Here is a 22,482-nt window from a genome sequence, read left to right on the forward strand (position 1 = left end):
GCAATCCAATGAAGCATATCGTCAAGAACATCCACTTCGTGGGCATCGGCGGCGCCGGCATGAGCGGCATCGCCGAGGTCCTGCTGAACCTGGGATACAAGGTCTCGGGCTCGGACGTGGGCAACAATGCCGCCACGCGGCGCCTGGCGTCGCTGGGCGCCACCGTCATGCACGGCCACGACGCCGCCAACGTGAGCGGCGCCAACGCCGTGGTGGTGTCGACCGCGGTCAGCGGCGACAACCCAGAAGTGCTGGCCGCGCGCAGCCAGCGCATCCCGGTGGTGCCGCGCGCGGTGATGCTGGCCGAACTGATGCGGCTGAAGCAGGGCGTGGCCATTGCCGGCACGCACGGCAAGACCACCACCACCAGCCTGGTGGCATCGGTGCTGGCCGAAGGCGGCCTCGATCCGACCTTCGTCATCGGCGGCCGGCTGAACTCGGCCGGCGCCAACGCGCGCCTGGGCACCGGCGATTTCATCGTGGCCGAGGCCGACGAATCGGATGCCTCGTTCCTGAACCTGTTCCCGGTGATCGAGGTCATCACCAATATCGATGCCGACCACATGGACACCTACGGGCACGACTTTGCCCGGCTCAAGCAGGCGTTCATCGAATTCACCCAGCGGCTGCCGTTCTACGGCATCGCGGTGCTGTGCGTGGACGATCCCAACGTGCGCGAGATCCTGCCGTTCGTGTCCAAGCCGGTGGTGCGCTACGGCTTTGCCGAAGACGCGCAGATCCGCGCCGTGGATGCGCGCGCGGTCGACGGCCAGATGCACTTCACCGTGCTGCGCCAGCTGAACCAGCACGCCGAGCCGCCGCTGGAGATCGTGCTGAACCTGCCCGGCATGCACAACGTGCAGAACGCGCTGGCGGCGATCGCCATCGCCACCGAGCTGGAAGTGCCCGATGCCGCCATTGTCAAAGCGCTGCGTGAATTCCACGGCGTTGGCCGCCGCTTCCAGCGCTACGGCGAAGTCGCCACGCCCGACGGCGCCGGCACCTTCACGCTGGTCGACGACTACGGCCACCACCCGGTGGAAATGGCCGCCACGCTGGCCGCCGCGCGCGGTGCCTTCCCCGGGCGCCGCCTGGTGCTGGCGTTCCAGCCGCACCGCTTTACCCGTACGCGCGATTGCTTTGAAGACTTCGTCAAGGTGCTGGGCACGGTCGATGCCTTGCTGCTGGCCGAAGTCTATGCCGCCGGCGAGGCCCCGATCGTCGCCGCCGATGGCCGTGCGCTGACCCGCGCGCTGCGGGTGGCGGGCAAGGTCGAACCTGTTTTCGTGGAGCAGATGGAAGAAATGCCGCAGGCCATCCTGAATGCCGTACGGCCCGGCGACGTGGTCGTGACCATGGGCGCCGGCTCGATCGGCGGCGTGCCCGGCCAACTGGTGTCGCACCAGCAACCGCTGCAGCAAGGGAGCCAGGCATGAGCTTCGTCGCCCATCCCAATATCGATCCCAAGTCGCTGGGCAAGGTCGGCGTGCTGCTGGGCGGCCGCTCGGCCGAACGCGAGATCTCGCTGATGTCCGGCAACGGCGTGCTGGCCGCGCTGCAGTCGCGCGGCGTGGACGCGCACGGCTTCGACCCCGGCCTGCAGGGCGTGGCCGAGCTGGCAGCGGCCGGTTTCGACCGCGTCTTCATCGCGCTGCACGGCCGCTACGGCGAGGACGGCACCATCCAGGGCCTGCTCGAGCAGTTGGGCGTGCCGTACACCGGCAGCGGCGTGCTGGCGTCGGCGCTGGCCATGGACAAGCAGGCCACCAAGCGCCTGTGGATGACGCACGGCCTGGCCACGCCGCGCTTCGCCATGCTGCAGGCAAGCACCGACTTTGACGCGGTGGTGGCCGACCTGGGCCTGCCGCTGATCGTCAAGCCGGCGCGCGAAGGCTCGTCGATCGGGCTGACCAAGGTTACCGCGGCGGACCAGATGCGCGCCGCCTTCGACAAGGCCGCGGCGCTGGACAACGACGTCATCGCCGAGACCTTCGTCGACGGCGCCGAGCTGACCTGCCCGGTGGTGGGCGAAGGCGACAGCGCCGAAGCGCTGCCGGTGATCCGCATCGTTGCGCCCGAGGCCAACTACGACTATCAAAATAAGTACTTTACTGACGATACCCAGTACTTGTGTCCGTCGGGCCTGGATGCCGAAGTCGAGCGGCAGGTGCAGGCGCTGGCGGTGCAGGCCTACCGCGTGCTGGGCTGCCGCGGCTGGGCGCGCGCCGACGTGATGCTGCGCGCCGACGGCACGCCTTTCCTGCTCGAGATGAATACCTCGCCCGGCATGACCGGCCATTCGCTGGTGCCGATGGCGGCGCGCGCGGTCGGCATCAGCTACGAGGACTTCGTGCTGCAGGTGGTGGCCGCCGCGACGCTGGACCTGCATCCCAACGAGCATTGGAAACCCGAATAACTTCACCCGACAGGACCGCACCGGACCATGTGGCATAACGCACGCCTGCTCAACCTGATCGCCTCCACGCTGTATGCGGTGGTGGCGCTGATGGCGCTCGCGGCGGGCCTGCTGTGGCTGGCGCAGCGGCCGGTGTTTGCCATCACGCACGTGGAGATCGGCCCGATGGACGGCGGCGCCCTGCGCCACGTGAACGCACCCAGCGTGCGCGCCAGCGCGCTGGGCAAGCTGACCGGCAACTTCTTCACGCTCGACCTGAACGCGGCGCGCCAGGCGTTCGAGTCGGTGCCGTGGGTGCGGCGCGCCAGCGTGCGGCGCGAATGGCCCAACGGCCTCGCGGTCGAGGTCGAGGAGCACGAGGCGCTGGGCACCTGGGGCGCACCCGACAGCGGCCGCCTGATCAATACCTATGGCGAGATCTTTGTCGCCAACACCGCCGAGGCGGAAGAAGACGCGCAGCTGCTGGCGCTGGACGGGCCGCCGGACAGCGAAGGCGACGTGATCGAGAAGCTCGAGGTCATGCGCCAGTGGTTCAAGCCGCTCAAGGCCGAGCCGCTGGCGGTGGCCCTGTCGGGCCGCTACGCCTGGCGCGCGCGCCTGTCCAACGGCATGGAGGTCGAGCTGGGGCGCGAGCAGAACGACGAGGACCGCACCGCGATGGACCAGCGCGTGCGCCGCTTCGTCGCGGCCTGGCCGCAGGTCACGCAGCAATGGGGCAGCCAGATCGAATATGCCGACCTGCGCTATCCCAACGGCTTCGCCATCCGCGCCGCCAATGCGCGCTTCCTGACCGAGGCGCAGATCGCGGCGGCGGTGCGGGCGGAAAAGGCAGAGCGAGCGGCCAAGGCGAAGGCGGCGAGCGCGGCGACGAGCGCTGCCAGGCCGGGGGCGGCCGCAACGGTTTCAGGTACATCCAACAACAATCCGACGCGACTGAAGAGCAAGAACGCGGAGAAAACCCGATGAGCAAGGAATACAAGGACCTGTTGGTCGGTCTCGATATCGGCACCTCGAAGGTGGCGGCCGTGGTGGCGGAACTGCGCCCCGACGGCAGCTACGAGGTGATCGGGATGGGCCAGTCGGAGTCCAAGGGTCTGAAGAAAGGGGTCGTGGTCAACATCGAGGCCACCGTGCAGTCGATCCAGAAGGCGCTGGAAGAGGCCGAGCTGATGGCCGACTGCAAGATTTCGGAGGTCTTCACCGGCATTGCCGGCAGCCATATCCGCAGCTTCAACTCCAGCGGCATGGTGGCGATCAAGGACAAGGAAGTCACGCAGACCGACGTGGCGCGCGTGATCGAGACCGCCAAGGCGGTCAATATCCCGACCGACCAGCAGATCCTGCACATCCTGACGCAGGAATTCATCATCGACGGCCAGGAGGACGTGCGCGAGCCCATCGGCATGAGCGGCATCCGCCTGGAAGTGAAGGTGCATATCGTCACCGGCGCGGTCAGTGCCGCGCAGAACATCGTCAAGTGCGTGCGCCGCTGCGGCCTGGAAGTGCATGACCTGATCCTGCAGCCGCTGGCGTCGAGCCTGGCGGTGCTGACCGAAGACGAGAAGGAACTGGGCGTGGTGCTGGTCGACATCGGCGGCGGCACCACCGACATCGCCATCTTCAGCGAAGGCGCGATCCGCCATACGGCCGTGATCCCCATCGCCGGCGACCAGATCACCAACGATATCGCGATGGCGCTGCGCACGCCGACGCCGGACGCCGAGGACATCAAGATCCAGTACGGCATCGCCAAGCAGGCGATCGCCGACCCGGAAGACATGATCGAGGTGCCGGGCGTGGGCGACCGCGGCACGCGCACGCTCAGCCGCCAGGCGCTGGCCGCGGTGATCGAGCCGCGCATCGAAGAGCTGTACTCGCTGGTGCACCAAGTGGTGCGCGAGTCGGGCTATGAAGAGCTGTTGTCGTCGGGCGTGGTCATCACCGGCGGGACCGCGATGATGCCGGGCATGGTCGAGCTCGGCGAGGACATCTTCCTCAAGCCCGTGCGCGTCGGCGTGCCCGAGTACCGCGGCAACCTGCACGAGGTGGTGAAGAGCCCGCGCTACGCGACCGTGATGGGCCTGCTGCTGGAAGGTCGCGTGCAGCGCATGCGCGGGCGCAAGGTGGCGGTGCAGAGCGGCTCGGTCAAGCAGGTGTGGACCCGCATGAAGGAATGGTTCGTCGGCAATTTCTGATCGATGCGGAAATTGACGCGCTAACGATGCAACGGCGCGCGGGCAGGGCGGTCTACCGGACAGGCCGGCGTGCCGGATGGAAGTTTTCTGATTTTCTTTTTTTGGTTTCTTGTTCAGAAACCAGGGGTTGCGGCGGGGAGGCCGCATCGTCTGGGGACTGATTTTTCTCGGAGGCAGTGATGGACTTTGACATGATCGAAACGGAAGTGATGGACGGCACCATCATCAAGGTGGTCGGCGTGGGCGGCGCGGGCGGCAATGCCGTGCAGCACATGATCAGCCGCGGTGTCCAGGGCGTTGAATTCATCTGCATGAATACCGACGCCCAGGCGCTCAAGCGTTCCACCGCTTCGCGCGTGCTTCAACTCGGCAATACGGGCCTGGGCGCTGGCGCCAAGCCGGAAGTCGGTCGCGGTTGCGCCGATCAGGCCCGCGAGCAGATCGCCGACGCGCTGCGCGGCGCGCACATGGTCTTCATCACTGCCGGCATGGGCGGCGGCACCGGCACGGGCGCCGCGCCGATCGTCGCGCAGGTGGCCAAGGAGATGGGCATCCTGACCGTGGGCGTGGTCAGCAAGCCGTTCGACTTCGAAGGCGCGCGCCGCGCCAAGGTGGCCGAGCACGGTTCCAGCGAGCTGGAATCGAGCGTCGACTCGCTGATCGTGGTGCTCAACGAGAAGCTGTTCGAAGTGATGGGCGACGACGCCGAGATGGACAAGTGCTTCCAGTGCGCCGACGACGTGCTGCACAACGCGGTGGCCGGCATTGCCGAGATCATCAACGTTGACGGCCTGGTCAACGTCGACTTTGAAGACGTCAAGACGGTGATGGGCGAGCAGGGCAAGGCCATGATGGGGACGGCCACCGTGTCGGGCGTCGATCGCGCCCGCCTGGCGGCCGAGCAGGCCGTGGCCAGCCCGCTGCTGGAAGGCGTGGACCTGTCCGGCGCGCGCGGCGTGCTGGTCAACATCACCGCCAGCCGTTCGCTGAAGCTGTCGGAAACCAAGGAAGTCATGAACACCATCCGCAGCTACGCCGCGGAAGATGCGACCGTGATCTTCGGTACGGTGTACGACGATTCGATGAGCGATGCGTTGCGCGTGACCGTGGTCGCGACCGGCCTGGGCCGCTCGGCCAAGAAGCAACAGCCGATGACCCTGCTGAAGACCGGCACCGACAACATGCCGGTGCAGATGATGGCCAGCATGGCCGCCACCGCCGCGCAGCACAGCTCGCCGGACTACAGCAACCTCGATACGCCGGCAGTGTGGCGCAGCTCGCGTGAGTCGGCATCGGCCCACGTGGCGGCGCTGCAGGAAAAGGGTGTGGATACGTACGACATCCCGGCCTTCCTGCGCAAGCAGGCAGACTGAAGCCTGCCTGGCGCGGCATCGGTGCCTCCACCGGCCGCCTGACGGAACGCGTCGCCTGGTCGCGATGCACGTGCGCTCCCCATCCGCGCGTGCCTTGCATGGCTGACGTGAACCTTCGGGCTGCTGGCGGCGCCGCGCCTGCGCCGGACTGACTTCACCCGCATCCCGTTGCCGGGTTCGGGCGTGCCGCTGGCCGCCTCCCCGGACTGGTTTCCCGCCTTCCCGGTCGGGATGTATCGCCGTCCGCGCGGCGCACCCCAAAGGTGCGCCGCGCGGACGTCTTTGTAGTGTCTTCAGCTGTATCGAAATCCGTCCGGATATTGGGCCGAACGTAAGCGGATGTGATCCGGCTTTGGCAGCGCCGGTCCGGCGCCTATGATCGTTAGGTTGTCCAGCGCCAACGCGGCGCCATGCGGCCCCGCATCCGTCCTATCCTTCATAGACCCGTTCAGACACCCAAGGAAAACCGGAAAGCCATGATCACTGTCGGTTCCCGCGTCCCCGACGCCACGCTGCAGGAGTTCTTCGAAACCGAAAGCAACGGCTGCGCGCTCGGCCCCAATGCGTTCAAGGTGGCGGACCTGGTCCGCGGCCGCAAGATCGTCGTGTTTGGTCTGCCCGGCGCCTTCACCCCGACGTGTTCGGCCAAGCATGTGCCGGGCTTCGTGCAGCATGCCGAGGCCTTGCGCGACGCCGGCGTGGACGAGGTCTGGTGCGTCTCGGTCAACGACGCCTTTGTGATGGGTGCATGGGGCCGCGAGCAGCAGGTGGCCGGCAAGGTCCGGATGCTGGCCGACGGCAGCGCCGAGTGGACGCGTGCACTGGGCCTGGACCAGGATCTGAGCGCGCGCGGCATGGGCGTGCGCGCCAAGCGCTTTGCCATGGTGATCGAGGATGGCGTGGTGACCCGGCTCGATGTCGAGGCGCCTGGTGAATTCCGTGTCAGCAGCGCCGAGGCGGTGCTGGCGGCGTTGCGTGGCTGACACAGTCATCCGGGTAAACGTGGATAATACGTAACTTGTGACGGGCGTGTTAACAGCCGGAAACAAAACCCGGCTGCAGCGCCCCGGATGTGGTGGTAAAATCCCTTAATCAAAAAGATAACACGATAGATTTTAATAATTGTTGAGGCTGTCATGCTCAAACAGCGCACGATCAAATCCCTGGTGAAGACCGTTGGCATCGGCCTGCACTCCGGCCGCAAGGTCACGCTGACGCTGCGTCCGGCGCCGGCGGGTACCGGCATTGTCTTTACCCGCGTCGACCTGCCCGAGGCCGTCGAGATTCCCGTGGCCGCGTCGGCCATCGGTGACACGCGCCTGGCGTCGGTGCTGCAGAAGGATGGCGCGCGCGTTTCCACCGTCGAGCACCTGATGTCCGCCTGTGCCGGCCTGGGCATCGACAACCTCTATGTCGACGTCGACGCCGAGGAAATCCCGATCATGGACGGCAGCGCGGCGTCCTTCGTGTTCCTGCTGCAGTCGGCCGGCATCGAAGAACAGAACGCGCCCAAGACCTTCATCCGCGTGAAGAAGCCGGTGGAAGTGCGCGAAGGCGACAAGCTGGCGCGTCTGGAGCCGTTCTTCGGCTTCAAGCTGTCGTTCACCATCGACTTCCGCCATCCGGCGGTCGACAAGACCGGCCAGACCTTCTCGATCGATTTCGCCGACACCAGCTATGTGCGCGAAATTGCGCGCGCCCGCACCTTCGGCTTTGCGCACGAGGTCGAGGCCCTGCGCGAAATGGGCCTGGCGCGCGGCGGCAGCCTGGACAACGCGATCGTGCTGGACGAGCACCGCATGCTCAACAACGAGGAACTGCGCTACGGCGACGAGTTCGTGCGCCACAAGATCCTGGATGCGATCGGCGACCTGTACGTGGTGGGACATCCGCTGATCGGCGCCTATGTGGCGAACAAGTCCGGCCACGGCCTGAACAACCAGCTGCTGCGCGCGCTGCTGGCGGACCAGGAGGCCTACGAGCTGGTTACCTTCGATCGCGTCGAGGAAGCGCCGGCCGCGTTCCTGCCGCAGGCCCAGCCGGCTTTCGCCTGAGCTGCCCCGCATAGAGAAAGAGCCGACCTGCACAGGTCGGCTCTTTTGCTTTGGACGCGGCGCACACGCTTAGCGGTGATGTGACAGCAGGGTATTGAGCGCGTCGCGCAGCGGCGAATCCGGCAGGCTGCGCGCGAGCTGGTCGAGATTGGCCAGCCCGGTCGGCGTCATGCGGCCGCCGGTGCGCGGGCGTGCCACGGGCTCGACCTCCCAGTCGGAATGGCGCTGCACCTCCGGCTGCACCCGCACGCGGATCGAGGTGACCGGCGAGCCGCGCTGCTGCAGGCGTCCGAGCAGCGTCGGCACGACCTGGCGCACCCGCGCCGCGGCCGCCCCATGGGCCGCCAGCAACAGGAGCACCTGGCCGCTGGGGTCGGACGGGTCGCGCTTGATGCCGGCCACGGCCAGGCCCGCGCGCATGCCGGCCGGCAGCAACGCCAGCACCTCGGCTTCCAGCACCGACAGCTGGCGCGCGGTCTGCAGCAGCGTCGACACCGGGCCGGCCTTGTCCAGCCAGTCGTTGAGCGGCTTGGCGGCGGGGGTCTGCAGGGCGGGATGGGTGAAGCGGCGCATGGGTCCATTCTAGCAAGGGGCGGCGCGTGCACGCAGGGCAGCGCGGGCGGAAAGCGAGGGCGCCCGGATTGAAGCCGGCGCAACCATCCCAAACTGCTTGCGGCAGTGTCCGCGCCAGCGCGCCGAGCCGCCGGGCGTGACCCCGGCACATGATAAACTCGGCGTTTTGCGCCAATCTATCCATTACCGCGCCCGGCCGCCGGGGCAGCCCGCCTTCCCTGGGGATGCCACCCGGTTCCGCGCAGGTGAAAGCAATCGATGATCACGGGCCTTCTCAAGAAAGTCTTCGGCAGCCGCAATGAGCGGCTGATCAAGCAATACCGCCGCACGGTGGCGCAGATCAATGCGCTGGAGCCGAAGTTCGAGCAGCTCTCCGACGACGAGCTGCGCGGCATGACCGAGGCCTTCCGGCAGCGCCACGCCGGTGGCGAATCGCTCGAGGCGCTGCTGCCCGAGGCTTTCGCCGTGTGCCGCGAGGCCAGCAAGCGCGTCATGAAGATGCGCCACTTCGACGTGCAGCTGATCGGCGGCATGGTGCTGAACGACAACAAGATCGCCGAAATGCGCACCGGCGAAGGCAAGACCCTGACCGCGACGCTGGCCGTGTACCTGAATGCCATTACCGGCAAGGGCGTGCACGTGGTCACCGTCAACGACTACCTGGCGCAGCGCGATGCCGAGTGGATGGGCCGGTTGTACAACTTCCTGGGCCTGTCGGTGGGCGTGAACCTGTCGCAGATGCCGCATGACGCCAAGCAGGCGGCCTACAGCGCCGACATCACCTACGGCACCAACAACGAGTTCGGCTTCGACTACCTGCGCGACAACATGGTCTACGACCCGTCGCAGCGCGTGCAGCGGCCGTTGCACTACGCCATCGTCGACGAGGTGGACTCGATCCTGATCGACGAGGCCCGCACCCCGCTGATCATCTCCGGCCAGGCCGAGAACCAGACCGATCTGTACCAGCGCATGAACGGCATCCCCAAGCTGCTCGAGCGCCAGATCGGCGAAGAAAAGGCCGACGGCACCGGGGTCGAGAAGCCGGGCGACTACTACGTCGACGAGAAGGGTCATCAGGTCTACCTGACCGAGGCCGGCCATGAGAAGGCCGAAGACATCCTGTCGCAGCTGGGCCTGATCGGCGAGGGCGAATCGCTCTACGCGCCGCAGAACATCACGCTGATGCACCACCTGTACGCGGCCCTGCGCGCGCACAGCCTGTTCCACCGCGACCAGCACTACGTGGTGCAGAACGACGAAGTCGTGATCGTCGACGAATTCACCGGCCGCCTGATGACCGGCCGCCGCTGGTCCGATGGCCTGCATCAGGCTGTGGAAGCCAAGGAAGGTGTCACCGTCCAGCAGGAAAACCAGACACTGGCGACCGTCACGTTCCAGAACTACTTCCGCATGTACGAGAAGCTGGCCGGCATGACCGGCACGGCCGACACCGAAGCGTACGAGTTCCAGGAGATCTATGGCCTGGAAGTGGTGGTGATCCCGACCAACCGCCCGGCCCAGCGCAAGGATCTGCAGGACCAGATCTACAAGACCGGCAAGGAACGCTACGACGCCGTGGTGCGCGATATCCGCGACTGCTACGAGCGCGGCCAGCCGGTGCTGGTGGGCACCACCTCGATCGAGACCTCGGAATACCTGTCGGGTCTGCTCGACCGCGAGCAGCTGCCGCACCAGGTGCTCAACGCCAAGCAGCATGAGCGCGAAGCCGAGATCGTGGCCCAGGCCGGCCGCCCCAAGATGATCACCATCGCCACCAACATGGCGGGCCGCGGCACCGACATCGTGCTCGGCGGCAACGTGGAGAAGCAGGCCGGCTTCATCGAGGCCGACGCCAGCCTGGCCGACGCCGACAAGATCGCGCGCATCCAGCAGCTCAAGGATGAATGGCAGTCGCTGCACGAGCAGGTCAAGGCCGCCGGCGGCCTGCATATCGTCGGCACCGAGCGCCACGAGTCGCGCCGCATCGACAACCAGCTGCGCGGCCGTGCCGGCCGCCAGGGTGACCCGGGTTCGTCGCGCTTCTACCTGTCGCTGGACGACCAGCTGCTGCGCATCTTCGCCGGCGACCGCGTGCGCGCCATCATGGAGCGCCTGAAAATGCCCGAGGGCGAGCCGATCGAAGCCGGCATTGTCACGCGCTCGATCGAATCGGCGCAGCGCAAGGTCGAAGGCCGCAACTTCGACATCCGCAAGCAGCTGCTGCAGTACGACGACGTCGCCAACGACCAGCGCAAGGAAATCTACAAGCTGCGCAACGACGTGCTCGAAGCCAATGACGTCGGCGAAATGGTGGTCAACCTGCGCGAGAGCGTGCTGATCGAGCTGTTCCGCGACCACGTGCCGGCCGACACCATGGAAGAGCAGTGGAACATTGCCGGCCTGGAAACGCGCCTGCGCGAGGACTGGGGCCTGGAAGTGCCGCTGGCGCAGACCATCGAGGGCGCGCAGAGCATCGAGGACGAAGAGCTGCTCAACCTGATCATGAAGGCGGCGGCCGAGCGCTACGACAGCAAGGTGGCCATGGTGGGCCGCGAGTCGTTCGCCGGCTTCGAGCGCTCGGTCATGCTGCAGAGCATCGACACCCACTGGCGCGAGCACCTGGCCGCGCTGGACCACCTGCGCCAGGGCATCCACCTGCGCGGCTATGCGCAGAAGGACCCCAAGCAGGAATACAAGCGCGAGTCGTTCGAGCTGTTCGCGCGCCTGCTGGACGTGATCAAGAACGAAGTCACGCGCGTGACCTTCAACGTGCAGATCCAGTCGCCGGAAGAACTGGAACAGGCCTCCGAGGAAATCGAGGAAGGCCTGTCGCACCTGGAGAACGTGCAGTACAAGCACGACGAGTTCGCCGAAGGCCGCGAGCCGGTCGAGCAGGCGGCGCCATCGCCGCGCACCGGCACCGCCGTGGCCGCCGCCGAACTGGCGCTGGCGGGCATGCCCAAGGTCGGCCGCAACGATCCGTGCCCGTGCGGCTCGGGCAAGAAGTTCAAGCAGTGCCACGGCAGGCTCAGCTGAGCTGAGCCACGCCGGGCATCCGGTATGATGCCGCTCCCCGTAGCACGGGAGTGGCGCAAGAGGAATCGAACATGCCCGCCCTTCGCGGGCATGTTCGTCTGAGACCAGCAAGTCGCTAGCAGCAACATCGAGGAGTCCTGCATGCCCGTCAATCTTCCGCTGCCCCAGGCAGAGAACCTGAAATCCGTCGCCGGCGTGGAGCTCGGCTGGGCCGAGGCGGGCATCCGCAAGGCCAACCGCAAGGACGTGCTGCTGGTGCGCGTGGCCGAAGGCAGCACGGTGGCCGGCGTCTTCACCAGTAACCGCTTCTGCGCCGCGCCGGTACAGGTCTGCCGCGAGCACCTGGCGGCTGCGGACAAAGCGGGCAAGGGCATCCGCGCGCTGGTGGTAAACACCGGCAATGCCAACGCCGGCACCGGCGAGCAGGGCCTGGCCAATGCCCGCGCCACCTGCGACGCGCTGGCCGCGCAGCTGGGCATCGATGCCGCGCAGGTGCTGCCGTTCTCGACCGGCGTGATCCTCGAGCAACTGCCGATGGAGCGCCTGCTGGCGGGGCTGCCCGCTGCCATCGCCAACGCCGGCGCCGACAACTGGCTGGCCGCCGCGGAAGCGATCATGACCACCGACACCCAGCCCAAGGTCGCATCGCGCACGGTGCAGATCGACGGCAAGACCGTGACGCTGTCGGGCATCAGCAAGGGGGCGGGCATGATCCGCCCGAACATGGCGACCATGCTGGGCTTCATCGCCATGGATGCCGCGGTGGCGCAGCCGGTGCTGCAGGCGCTGGTGACGCACGCCGCCGATCACTCGTTCAACAGCATCACCATCGACGGCGACACCTCGACCAACGATTCGTTCGTGCTGATCGCCTCGGGCAAGTCCGGTGCCGTGGTCGAGCGCGCCGAAGGCCCGGCCTTCGAAGCGCTGCGCGACGCGGTGACGAGCCTGGCGCAGGAGCTGGCGCAGATGATCGTGCGCGACGGCGAAGGCGCCACCAAGCTGATCACCATCCGCGTCGAAGCCGGCAAGGACGTGGCCGAGTGCCGCCAGATCGCCTATGCGGTCGCGCATTCGCCGCTGGTCAAGACCGCGTTCTATGCCTCGGATCCGAACCTCGGCCGCATCCTGGCCGCGGTGGGCTACGCCGGCGTCAACGATCTCGACGTCGGCCGCGTCAGCCTGTGGCTGGACGATGTCTGGGTCGCGCGCGACGGCGGCCGCAATCCCCACTACCGCGAGGAAGACGGCCAGCGCGTGATGAAGCAGGCCGAGATCACCGTGCGCATCGCGCTCGGCCGCGGCAACGCAGAAGCCACCGTATGGACCTGCGACCTGTCGCACGACTACGTGTCGATCAACGCCGACTACCGTTCCTGAGCTTGTCTGTCCTTCCCGCGCACGCGGGAAGGACATCGATTTCCCCTGCCTGTCGCCACCGCCCCGCTGCCATGTCCGACCTCGCCGCCCGCCTCGACAATTTCCTCGCCCGACTCGAACAATGGCTGCCGCCGCAACTGAGCGATGCGGACTGGCAGGAGGCGGTTGCGTTCCGCTGGCGCAAGCGCCAGAGCCTGTTCGGCAATATCGGCTACCTGCAGCCGGTGCGGCAGCTGCCGCCGATCCACCTGGACGACCTGAAGAACATCGAGCGCCAGAAGGATGCCATCGTCGGCAATACGCGCCAGTTCGTGAACAAGCTGCCGGCCAACAACGTGCTGCTGACCGGCGCGCGCGGCACCGGCAAGTCGTCGCTGATCAAGGCCTGCCTCAATGCCTTCGTCAAGGACGGGCTGCGGCTGGTCGAGGTCGACAAGGATGACCTGGGCGACCTCGGCGATATCGTCGAGCTGGTCTCGCAGCGGCCCGAGCGCTTCGTGATCTTTTGCGACGACCTGTCGTTCGAGGAAGGCGAGTCGGGCTACAAGTCGCTCAAGTCGGCGCTGGATGGCTCGGTCGCGGCGCAGTCCGACAACGTGCTGATCTACGCCACGTCCAACCGCCGGCACCTGCTGCCGGAGTACATGAAGGACAACGAGAGCTACCGCCACACCGACGACGGCGAGATCCATCCCGGCGAAGTAGTCGAAGAAAAGATTTCGCTGTCCGAGCGCTTCGGGCTGTGGCTGTCGTTCTACCCGCCCAAGCAGGACGAGTACCTGGCCATCGTCGGCCACTGGCTGCGGCACTTCGGCTGCACCGACGAAGACATCGCCGCCGCCCGCGGCGACGCGCTGGTTTGGGCGCTGGAGCGCGGCTCCCGCTCGGGCCGCGTGGCCTGGCAGTTCGCGCGCGACTGGGGCGGCAAGCACGGCAAGCCGTACATCGCCGATGTTGCCGGGGATGCCAAGGCATGAGCGCGGCGACGCAGAACCCCGCAGCCACGGGCGACAACCCGCCGCGCAAGGTGACCGAGGTCGCGGTCGGCGTGCTGGTGCAGCCCGACGGCCGCTTCCTGTTGGCGCAGCGCCCGGCCGGCAAGCCCTACGAGGGCTACTGGGAATTCCCCGGCGGCAAGCTGGAGCCGGGCGAGTCGGTGGAGGCAGCGCTGGCGCGCGAGCTGCACGAAGAGCTGGGCCTTGATGTCACGCAATGCAAGCGCTGGCACATCCTGGAACATGACTACCCGCACGCCTATGTGCGGCTGCATTTCTGCAAGGTCACGGCCTGGCAGGGCGAGCCCGTCGGCCGCGAAGGCCAGGCCTTCTCGTGGCAGGGCACGCCGGTGACGGTGGGGCCGCTGCTGCCGGCCACCATTCCCGTGGTGGCATGGCTGGCCGAGGAAGTGCGCAACGGCTGAACCTGCCGTCCCCGCGTCACCGACAAGCGGCCGCGGCGCCCGCTTGTGCGCCGCCCGGGCCAGCGGCCCGGATCCACAGGAAGGAACCTGCATGCTACGTGTCGATCGTATCGCCGACGACGTTTCCCTGCCTGAACTGACCCTGCGCGGCATCATCCTCGGTGCGCTGATCACGGTCGTGTTCACCGCCTCCAATATCTACCTGGGCCTGAAGGTCGGCCTGACCTTCTCGTCGGCGATCCCCGCGGCGGTGATCTCGATGGCCGTGCTGCGGCTCTTCCCCGGCGCCAATATCCTGGAAAACAACATGGTGCAGACCCAGGCCTCGGCCGCGGGCACCTTGTCGTCGATCATCTTTATCCTGCCCGGGCTGGTGATGCTGGGCCACTGGCAGGGCTTCCCGTTCTGGCAGACGCTGGCGATCTGCGCGGCCGGCGGCATGCTGGGCGTGGTGTTCAGCATCCCGCTGCGCCATGCCATGGTGGTGCAGAGCGACCTGCCCTATCCCGAGGGCGTGGCGGCGGCGGAAATCCTGCGCGTGGGCAGTGCCGCGCCGGCCGAAGCCACGCCGGGCCAGAAGCCGCAGCCGACCGGCCTGGCCGACCTGATGGCCGGGGGCCTGGTGGCGGGGCTGTTCAGCTTCGCCGCAGGCGGGCTGCGCGTGCTGGCCGAGGGCGCCAATTTCTGGCTGTCGGCGGGCGCCTCGGTGGTGCGGCTGTCGATGGGCTTCTCGCTGGCGCTGGTGGGCGCGGGCTACCTGGTCGGCATCGTCGGCGGGCTGGCCATGCTGCTCGGGCTGGTGCTGACCTGGGGCGTCGCGGTGCCGTGGCTCACCGCGGTCACGCCGCGCCCGGACGGCGCCACGCTGTCGGCCTTCGGCACCATGGTGTGGAGCCAGCAGGCACGCTTTATCGGCGCCGGCACCATCGGCATCGCCGCAATCTGGACGCTGCTGTCATTGGCCAAGCCCATGCTGTATGGCATCCGCGCCTCGTTCGGCGCGCTGCAGGCCGGCCCGGCGGGGCAGGACAGCGTGCCGCGCACGCAGCAGGACATGCCGGCGAAGTGGATCGGGCTGGTGATGCTGGCGCTGCTGGCGGTGCTGGTGACGGTGTTCGCCTGGTTCCTCGCACCGGCGCCGCTGGATGGCGGGGCGCGCTGGCGCCTGGTGGTCTATGCGGTGGTGTTCGCCTTCATCTTTGGCTTCCTGGTGGCGGCGGCGTGCGGCTACATGGCCGGACTGGTGGGCTCGTCGGCCAGCCCGATCTCGGGCATCGGCATCATCGCGGTGATCCTGGTGTCGCTGCTGATCCTGCTGGCGGGCCAGGCCGACGGCCTGCTGGCCACGGCCGAGGGCGGCAAGTTCGCGATCGCGCTGGCGATCTTCACCACCTCCGCGGTGGTGGCGGTGGCCTCGATCGCCAATGACAACTTGCAGGACCTGAAGACCGGCTGGCTGGTCGGCGCGACGCCGTGGCGCCAGCAGGTGGCGTTGCTGATCGGCTGCGTGGTCGGCGCCGCGGTGATTCCTCCCGTGCTCGAGCTGCTCTACAGCGCCTATGGCTTCGCCGGCGCGCTGCCGCGAGCGGGCATGGACCCGAACCAGGCGCTGGCCGCGCCGCAGGCGACGCTGATGACCGCCATCGCCACCGGGATCTTCACCCACCAGCTCAACTGGAACATGATCCTGATCGGCATCGGGCTGGGCGTAGTGCTGATCGCCATCGACGAAATCCTGCGCTGCCGTGGCGGCGCGGCGCGCTTGCCGGTGCTGGCCGTGGGCATCGGCATCTACCTGCCGCCGACGATCAGCTCGGCACTGGTGGTGGGTGCGGTGCTGTCTTGGCTGTTGCTGCGCGCCGAGCGCCGCCGCGCCACCGCACGCGGCGACGACGTGCAACTGGCACTCGAGCACGCCGAGCGGCGCGGCACGCTGCTGGCGTCCGGCCTGATCGTCGGCGAAAGTTTGGTCGGCGTGATGCTGGCCGCGGTGATCGGCCTGTCAGGCAGCGATGCGCCGCTGGCCGTGGTCGGCGGCGGGTTTGAAGCGACGGCGCAGTGGCTGGGCCTGGCGGTGTTCGTGCTGGTGTGCGTGGGCTTCTATCGCCGCGTGCTGGCGGCGGCGCATTGAAGACGGGGGCGCCGGCGTCGCGCCCTCAGTCGTCCTCGTCTTCGGACCGGTCGGGCGAGGTCTCGCCCGGCTTGCCGCCAATTACGTATTTCTCGGACGCCCATGCGCCGAGATCGATTTGCTTGCAGCGCTCGGAACAGAAGGGGCGGAACTTGTTTTCGGTCACCCAGGCCACCTCGGTGCCGCAGGTGGGGCATTTGACGACAGCAGGCATGGCGTTCAGCGCAGGCTTCAGAAGTTGCAGAGTTTCAGCAGGAACGGAATATCCGCATCGACCGAGCGCGGGCGCAGGTCGCCGTCCTGCTGCGTGAAGCGCACCCACAGCATGTACTTGTTGGCGCTCATCTCGGGGATGAAGGCCAGCAGCGAATCGTCCAGCCAGACCTGCATCAGCTGGTAGCTGCGGCCCGACAGCATTTGCTGGTAGCTGCCGCCGGTGGCGATCACCTTGCCGCTCTGGCCGGCTTCGCGCAGCAGCCGCAGCACGATGGTCGTGCCCATGCGCAGCGACACCAGCGGACGCGCCCATTTCAGGATGTCGGCGCGGCGGTCTTCGGCGGGGCGATGCTGCCAGGCATAGTAGGCGGGCAGGTCGAACTCGCAGGTGCCGCCGGGGATGATCGCGCGGCTGCGGATGCTGGTCAGCCACTCGTTATCCGTCAGCAACTGGCCGGCCTTGCCCACGGTCTGGTTGAGCATGGCGATGCCCTGCTCGATCTCGCCGATGACCGAGTCGAGCGCGTCCTGGTCGATCTGCGGATTGGCGCGCAGCGGCGCCAGGGCCTGGCGCTGGCGCTCCAGTTCCTTGATCAGGTCGGTCTTGAGGTCGGCGCGGCCGGCCACGTCGATGATCTCGAACAGCGTGGTCAGCGCGACGTGGTGCTGCTGGGCATGATCCTGGCCGAGGAAGTATTCCAGCCGATCGAACAGGTCTTCCAGGCGCAGGAGAGTCCTGATGCGTTCGTTGAAAGGGTATTCGTACAGAATCAAGTGCTGTGTCCGTGCAGGGCGTCGGGCGCTTCAGGGGCGGCCCGGTGCAGAATGAGGCCCGGGAAATACCGGAAAGGGCGATCTATGCGTGTGGAATACCGGCACTATGCGGCGATTTCCCGGCATGTTCCAGCGCATTCTATGCGAGACAAGGTCCGAGGACAATGTCGCCCGCATGATGCCATGCGCCGCCGCGCCGGCCTGGCGCGTTATGGATGGACCGTGCCCGCGGCCGACAGTTCACGGTAGTAGCGGTCGAGCCGGTCGACCTGCGCCACCAGCGCCTGCACCGGCCCGTCGTTGTCGATGACGTCGTCGGCACATGCCAGGCGCGCCGCGCGCGTGGCCTGCCTGGCCATGATCGCCAGCACCTGTTCGCGGCTGAAGCCGTTGCGCGACATCACGCGGGCCACTTGCGTGGCTTCGGTGCAGTCGACCACCAGCACGCGGCCCACGCGCTCGCGCCATGAGCCCGATTCCACCAGCAGCGGTACCACGTAGATCAGGTAGGGGTGCGCGCCGGCAGCGCGGACCGACTGCGCGCGTTCGGTGGTCAGCGCGCGGATCAGCGGGTGGGTGATGGCTTCGAGCCGCGCCTTGGCGGCGGGATCGGCAAACACCAGCGCACGCATTGCGTCGCGGTCCATGGCGCCGTCCGGGCGCAGACAGGCGGGGCCGAAGGCTTCGACCAGCGCCGGGATCGCGCGCCCGCCCGGGGCGGTGATCTCGTGCGCAAGCAGGTCGGTGTCGATGATCGCGGCACCGCGCGCGGCGAACATGTCGGCCACGCGGGTCTTGCCGCTGCCGATGCCGCCGGTCAGTCCGATTTCCAGCATGTGATAGTTTCTGTCAGACGTCGTTGCCGCAACGATACCAGCTTCGGCCGCTTCGCCTGTGCCTGGTTCATGGCGCGAGGCCATCACCAGGCAAACAGCGGCAGCACCCTGGGGCCGAACAGCAGCACCACCACGCCGGCCAGCGCAATGAAGGGCCCGAACGGAAACGGCGTGTCGCGCTCCTGGCGGCGCAGCGCGATATTGGCCAGCCCGAACAGCACGCCGGCCACCGACGACAGCAGCACCAGCGCCGGCAACGCCTGCCAGCCGAACCACGCACCCAGCGCCGCCATCAGCTTGAAGTCGCCGAAACCCATGCCTTCCTTGCCACGCAGCAGCCGGAACAGCCAGTAGGCGATCCACAGCACCAGGTAGCCGGCGGCGGCGCCGATCACCGCGTCGGGCAGCGCCACGAACAGGCCGGCCAGGTTCAGCAGCAGGCCGGTCCACAGCAGCGGCAGCGTGATCTGGTCCGGCAGCAATTGTGTATCGGCATCGATCATGGTCAGCGCCAGCAGCCCCCACACCAGCACCAGCGCGGCCAGCGCCTGCGCGTTCGGGCCGAAGCGCCATGCCACCAGCGCGCTCAGCACGCCGCAGGCCAGTTCCACCAGCGGATAGCGTACGCTGATCGGCGCCTTGCACGCCGAGCAGCGGCCGCGCAGGAACAGGTAGCTCAGCACCGGCACGTTTTCCCACGGGGCGATGGCGTGGCCGCAATGCGGGCAGGCCGAGCGCGGCACCATCAGGTTGTAGCGGCCGGGGTAGGGCAGCGGGTCGCCGCGCAGTTCGGCAATGTAGTTTGCCTCTTCGCGCTCCATCATGCGCGGCACGCGGTGGATCACCACATTGAGGAAGCTGCCGACCACCAGCCCCAGCAGCGCCGCGGCCGCCACCAAAAAGACTGGCGGCAGCGCCGCCAGCGCGTGCAGCAGCGGGGCGGTGCCGGTCGCGGTTCCGGTCGCGGCTCCGGTCGGAAAGGGGGAAGCGGACCAAACAGGCTGCATCGCTTATACCACCTGTCCCAGCTTGAAGATCGGCAGGTACATCGCCACCACCATGCCGCCGATCAGCACGCCCAGCACCACGATGATCAGCGGCTCGATCAGGCTGGAGATGGCCGCGACGGCGTCGTCGACCTCGCGCTCGTAGAACTCCGCGACCTTCAGCAGCATGTTGTCCAGCGCGCCGGATTCCTCGCCGATCTGCGTCATCTGCAGCACCATGTTGTCGAACACATGGGTCGCCTGCATCGCGTTGGTCAGGCTGGTGCCGATGCGCACCGATTGCTCGATCTCGCGGGTGGCGTCGTAGTAGACCCAGTTGCCGGCGGCGCCGGCCACAGATTCCATCGATTCCACCAGCGGCGTGCCGGCCGCGAACATCGTTGCCAGGGTGCGGGTCCAGCGCGCGATCACGGCCTTGCGGAACAGGCTGCCGAAGATCGGCAGCTTCAGCAGCGCGCGGTCGGTGGCGCGCTGCACCTTCTCGGACTGCTTCAGCGCGCGCAGGTAGAAGCTGATGCCGGCCACCGGGGCGCCGATCACCAGGTACCAGTACTGCACAAAGAAGTCCGAGATCGCGATCACCAGCAGCGTCGGCGCGGGCAGGTTGGCGCCGAAGCTGGAGAACACGCCCTTGAACGCCGGGATCACGAACAGCATCAGGATCACCGTGACCGCAAAGGCGACCGTCAGCACCGCGATCGGGTAGATCATCGCGGACTTGATCTGCCCCTTCAGCGCGATGGTCTTCTCCATGTAGAGCGACAGGCGCTCCAGCAGCGAATCCAGAATACCGCCCTGTTCGCCGGCATCGATCAGGTTGCAGTACAGCGTGTCGAAGTATTTGGGATGGCGACGGAACGCCGCGGCCATGCTGCTGCCGGCCTCGATGTCGAAGCGGATGTCGGACAGCAGCTGGGTGAAGTTGGGATTCACGTGCCCGCGCGCGATGATGTCGATCGACTGCAGCAGCGGGATGCCGGCCTTGAGCATGGTCGACAGTTGCCGGGTGAAGTAGGCGATGTCCTTCTCGGTGATCTTGCGCCCGCGCGCGGCCTTGCGCTTCTTCAGCCTGACGATGGTCAGGCCCTGCTTGCGCAGCGTGGCGGTGACCTCGGCCTGGTTTTCCGCGCGCAGTTCACCGGTGAAGGTCTTGCCCTTGCGGTCCTTGCCTTCCCACTCGAAGATGTACTGGGTGGGGGCCTTGCGCCCCTTCCCTGATTTGGCCCGTGACGGTGCCCCCGTCCGGGCGCCCGCTGCTGGTGCGCGCGTCGCCATGTTATTGACCCCCGATGACAATGACGCTTGTTGTGCGTCTTGTATTTACGTTGTGTCTTGCTTGCCTACGTATTCGTGGTCGCCAGCACTTCTTCGAGTGACGTGACGCCCTGCCTGACCTTCAGCAACCCCGCTTCGCGCAACGATAGCACGCCGTCCTTGCGCGCCTGCTCGGCAATTTGCAGCGCGGTGCCGTGCGCCAGGATGATCTCCTGCATGGCCTCGGTGATCGGCATCACCTGGTAGATGCCGCAGCGGCCCTTGTAGCCGCTGCCGTTGCAGCGCTCGCAGCCGACCGGATGGTAGGGCTGCCAGCTGCCGTCCAGGTCCTGCTCGCGAAAGCCCGCTTCCAGCAAGGCCTCGCGCGGGATCTCGCCCTCGCGCTTGCAGCTGCAGAGCCGCCGCGCCAGCCGCTGCGCGGTGATCATCAGCACGCTCGACGCAATGTTGAAAGGGGCCACGCCCATGTTCATCAGGCGTGTCAGCGTGGTCGGCGCGTCGTTGGTGTGCAGCGTCGACAACACCAGGTGGCCGGTCTGCGCGGCCTTGATGGAGATGTCGGCGGTTTCCAGGTCGCGGATTTCGCCGACCATGATGATGTCCGGATCCTGGCGCAGGAACGAGCGCAGCGCGGTGGCAAAGGTCAGCCCGGCCTTGTCGTTGACGTTGACCTGGTTGATCCCCGGCAGCTGGATTTCGGCCGGGTCCTCGGCGGTGGAGATATTGATGTCGCCCTGGTTCAGCAGGTTCAGGAAGGTGTACAGCGACACGGTCTTGCCGCTGCCGGTGGGGCCGGTCACCAGCACCATGCCGTAGGGGCGCTTGATCACGTCCAGCAGCAGCGCCTTCTGCGCGGGCTCATAGCCGAGCTGGTCGATGTCGAGCTTGTCGGACGACGATTCCAGGATCCGCATCACGATCTTCTCGCCGAACAGCGTTGGCAGCGTCGATACGCGGAAGTCCACCGCCTTCTCGACGGTTTCCTTGGCATCCTTGTCCTTGGGCAGCGCGATCAGCAGCTTCATGCGGCCGTCCTGCGGCACGCGCTTTTCAGAAATGTCCAGCCGCGACAGCACCTTGATGCGGGTCGCGATCTTGTCGCGGATATCCAGCGGCGGGCGCGCGACCTCCTGCAGCACGCCGTCGACACGGAAGCGGATGCGGTAGAAGGTTTCGAACGGTTCGAAGTGCAGGTCGGAGGCGCCGCGGTGGAAGGCCTCGGTCAGCAGCTTCTGCAGGAAGCGCACCACCGGGGCGTCGTCGATGTTGTCGGCCGTGGTGCGGTTGCGCGGGTTGGCGGCGGCGGCGACCGGATCGTACTCGATCATCTTGCGCTCGGCCTGCACCGGCGAGATGTTCTTCAGCGTGCCGAGCGCCTCGCCGGCAGCGCGCACATGCTTCATCAGCTTGTCGTGCTCGACCACCACCGCTTCGACCGGCAGCTTGTACTTGTCGCGGATCGCGTCCAGGCCGGCCTGGTTGGACGGATCGGACAGCGCCAGCACCAGGCGATTGTCGCGCCGGCCCAGCGGCAGCAGCCGGTGGGCATGGAATTCACGGTTGCCGGCCAGCGCCGGCGGCACCTTGGCGAGGTTGTACTGCGCCAGGTCCAGCAGCGGCAGCTGGTACTTGTCCGCGGCGAACAGCGCCAGGTCGTGCGCGCTCATGGTGCCGCTGCCGACGATCTCGTCAATCAGCTGCGATTGCTTTTCACGCGCCGCCTGCTCCAGCTGAGCAAGCAGCGCGGGCGCGATACGCCGGCTCTGGGCCAGGGCAAGTCCGAGTGTCATGGC

Annotated in this window: 19 protein-coding genes; 12 read left to right on the forward strand and 7 right to left on the reverse strand. The window is 67.2% G+C overall.

What is annotated here, in order from left to right:
• Nucleotides 1-8: 8 nt before the first annotated feature.
• The 7 genes from murC (at nucleotide 9) to lpxC (ending at nucleotide 8,038) form a co-directional block, all read left to right on the forward strand.
• Nucleotides 9-1,436: a UDP-N-acetylmuramate--L-alanine ligase gene (murC, locus tag MKD38_RS21395; RefSeq protein WP_092306212.1), complete on the forward strand. Its 1,428-nt coding sequence runs from the start codon at nucleotides 9-11 to the stop codon at nucleotides 1,434-1,436.
• Complete coding sequence (locus MKD38_RS21400; protein WP_115704895.1) at nucleotides 1,433-2,416, forward strand: D-alanine--D-alanine ligase; 984 nt, start codon at nucleotides 1,433-1,435, stop codon at nucleotides 2,414-2,416. Before murC ends, MKD38_RS21400 begins: the two co-directional genes overlap by 4 nt.
• 27 nt (nucleotides 2,417-2,443) lie before the next feature.
• Nucleotides 2,444-3,382 carry a cell division protein FtsQ/DivIB gene (locus tag MKD38_RS21405; protein WP_252679770.1) on the forward strand — a complete coding sequence of 313 codons (939 nt, stop codon included), beginning with the start codon at nucleotides 2,444-2,446 and terminating at the stop codon, nucleotides 3,380-3,382.
• Nucleotides 3,379-4,611 (forward strand): cell division protein FtsA, encoded by a 1,233-nt coding sequence (gene ftsA, locus MKD38_RS21410; RefSeq protein WP_012353950.1) that lies wholly within the window; start codon nucleotides 3,379-3,381, stop codon nucleotides 4,609-4,611. The genes MKD38_RS21405 and ftsA overlap by 4 nt, the downstream gene beginning before the upstream one ends.
• 179 nt (nucleotides 4,612-4,790) lie before the next feature.
• Nucleotides 4,791-5,984: a cell division protein FtsZ gene (ftsZ, locus tag MKD38_RS21415; RefSeq protein WP_252679771.1), complete on the forward strand. Its 1,194-nt coding sequence runs from the start codon at nucleotides 4,791-4,793 to the stop codon at nucleotides 5,982-5,984.
• Nucleotides 5,985-6,460: 476 nt separating this feature from the next.
• Nucleotides 6,461-6,967 carry a peroxiredoxin gene (locus MKD38_RS21420; protein WP_252679773.1) on the forward strand — a complete coding sequence of 169 codons (507 nt, stop codon included), beginning with the start codon at nucleotides 6,461-6,463 and terminating at the stop codon, nucleotides 6,965-6,967.
• A gap of 153 nt (nucleotides 6,968-7,120) precedes the next feature.
• Nucleotides 7,121-8,038: a UDP-3-O-acyl-N-acetylglucosamine deacetylase gene (lpxC, locus tag MKD38_RS21425; protein ID WP_012353947.1), complete on the forward strand. Its 918-nt coding sequence runs from the start codon at nucleotides 7,121-7,123 to the stop codon at nucleotides 8,036-8,038.
• Between the two features lie 69 nt (nucleotides 8,039-8,107).
• Here lpxC and MKD38_RS21430 read toward each other — a convergent pair whose 3' ends face one another.
• Entirely contained in the window at nucleotides 8,108-8,611 is a 504-nt protein-coding gene (locus MKD38_RS21430; protein ID WP_252679776.1) for a DciA family protein, read from the reverse strand.
• A 258-nt stretch (nucleotides 8,612-8,869) separates the two neighbouring features.
• On the opposite strand from MKD38_RS21430, the gene secA reads away from it, so the two are divergent.
• The 5 genes from secA (at nucleotide 8,870) to MKD38_RS21455 (ending at nucleotide 16,581) form a co-directional block, all read left to right on the forward strand.
• Nucleotides 8,870-11,650, forward strand: coding sequence for a preprotein translocase subunit SecA (gene secA / locus MKD38_RS21435; protein ID WP_252679778.1), 2,781 nt, complete (start codon nucleotides 8,870-8,872; stop codon nucleotides 11,648-11,650).
• Between the two features lie 141 nt (nucleotides 11,651-11,791).
• Nucleotides 11,792-13,030 (forward strand): bifunctional glutamate N-acetyltransferase/amino-acid acetyltransferase ArgJ, encoded by a 1,239-nt coding sequence (argJ, locus tag MKD38_RS21440; protein ID WP_252679786.1) that lies wholly within the window; start codon nucleotides 11,792-11,794, stop codon nucleotides 13,028-13,030.
• A gap of 71 nt (nucleotides 13,031-13,101) precedes the next feature.
• A complete protein-coding gene (locus tag MKD38_RS21445) occupies nucleotides 13,102-14,007 on the forward strand; it encodes an ATP-binding protein (protein ID WP_252679788.1) in 906 nt (301 codons plus the stop codon).
• The gene (locus tag MKD38_RS21450; protein ID WP_252679790.1) at nucleotides 14,004-14,450 is read left to right on the forward strand and encodes an NUDIX domain-containing protein; all 447 of its coding nucleotides are present in this window, start codon (nucleotides 14,004-14,006) and stop codon (nucleotides 14,448-14,450) included. Before MKD38_RS21445 ends, MKD38_RS21450 begins: the two co-directional genes overlap by 4 nt.
• A 91-nt stretch (nucleotides 14,451-14,541) precedes the next feature.
• Entirely contained in the window at nucleotides 14,542-16,581 is a 2,040-nt protein-coding gene (locus MKD38_RS21455) for an OPT family oligopeptide transporter (protein ID WP_252679792.1), read from the forward strand.
• A 25-nt stretch (nucleotides 16,582-16,606) separates the two neighbouring features.
• On the opposite strand, the gene MKD38_RS21460 is transcribed toward MKD38_RS21455, so the two are convergent.
• The 6 genes from MKD38_RS21460 to pilB all read right to left on the reverse strand — a co-directional run bounded on the left by MKD38_RS21460 (nucleotide 16,607) and on the right by pilB (nucleotide 22,479).
• Nucleotides 16,607-16,795 (reverse strand): DNA gyrase inhibitor YacG, encoded by a 189-nt coding sequence (locus MKD38_RS21460; RefSeq protein WP_111519102.1) that lies wholly within the window; start codon nucleotides 16,793-16,795, stop codon nucleotides 16,607-16,609.
• Between the two features lie 17 nt (nucleotides 16,796-16,812).
• Nucleotides 16,813-17,571 carry a cell division protein ZapD gene (zapD, locus tag MKD38_RS21465; protein ID WP_115681185.1) on the reverse strand — a complete coding sequence of 253 codons (759 nt, stop codon included), beginning with the start codon at nucleotides 17,569-17,571 and terminating at the stop codon, nucleotides 16,813-16,815.
• 209 nt (nucleotides 17,572-17,780) lie between these two features.
• A complete protein-coding gene (gene coaE / locus MKD38_RS21470; RefSeq protein WP_252679794.1) occupies nucleotides 17,781-18,407 on the reverse strand; it encodes a dephospho-CoA kinase in 627 nt (208 codons plus the stop codon).
• A gap of 83 nt (nucleotides 18,408-18,490) precedes the next feature.
• Nucleotides 18,491-19,414 carry a prepilin peptidase gene (locus tag MKD38_RS21475; protein WP_252679801.1) on the reverse strand — a complete coding sequence of 308 codons (924 nt, stop codon included), beginning with the start codon at nucleotides 19,412-19,414 and terminating at the stop codon, nucleotides 18,491-18,493.
• 3 nt (nucleotides 19,415-19,417) lie between these two features.
• Nucleotides 19,418-20,689, reverse strand: a complete 1,272-nt coding sequence (locus MKD38_RS21480; protein WP_252679803.1) for a type II secretion system F family protein — start codon at nucleotides 20,687-20,689, stop codon at nucleotides 19,418-19,420.
• A 65-nt stretch (nucleotides 20,690-20,754) separates the two neighbouring features.
• Nucleotides 20,755-22,479, reverse strand: a complete 1,725-nt coding sequence (gene pilB, locus MKD38_RS21485; protein ID WP_252679805.1) for a type IV-A pilus assembly ATPase PilB — start codon at nucleotides 22,477-22,479, stop codon at nucleotides 20,755-20,757.
• Nucleotides 22,480-22,482: the final 3 nt, after the last annotated feature.

This window comes from Cupriavidus sp. WGlv3 (assembly GCF_023952475.1).
Classification (GTDB): Bacteria; Pseudomonadota; Gammaproteobacteria; order Burkholderiales; family Burkholderiaceae; genus Cupriavidus; species Cupriavidus phytorum.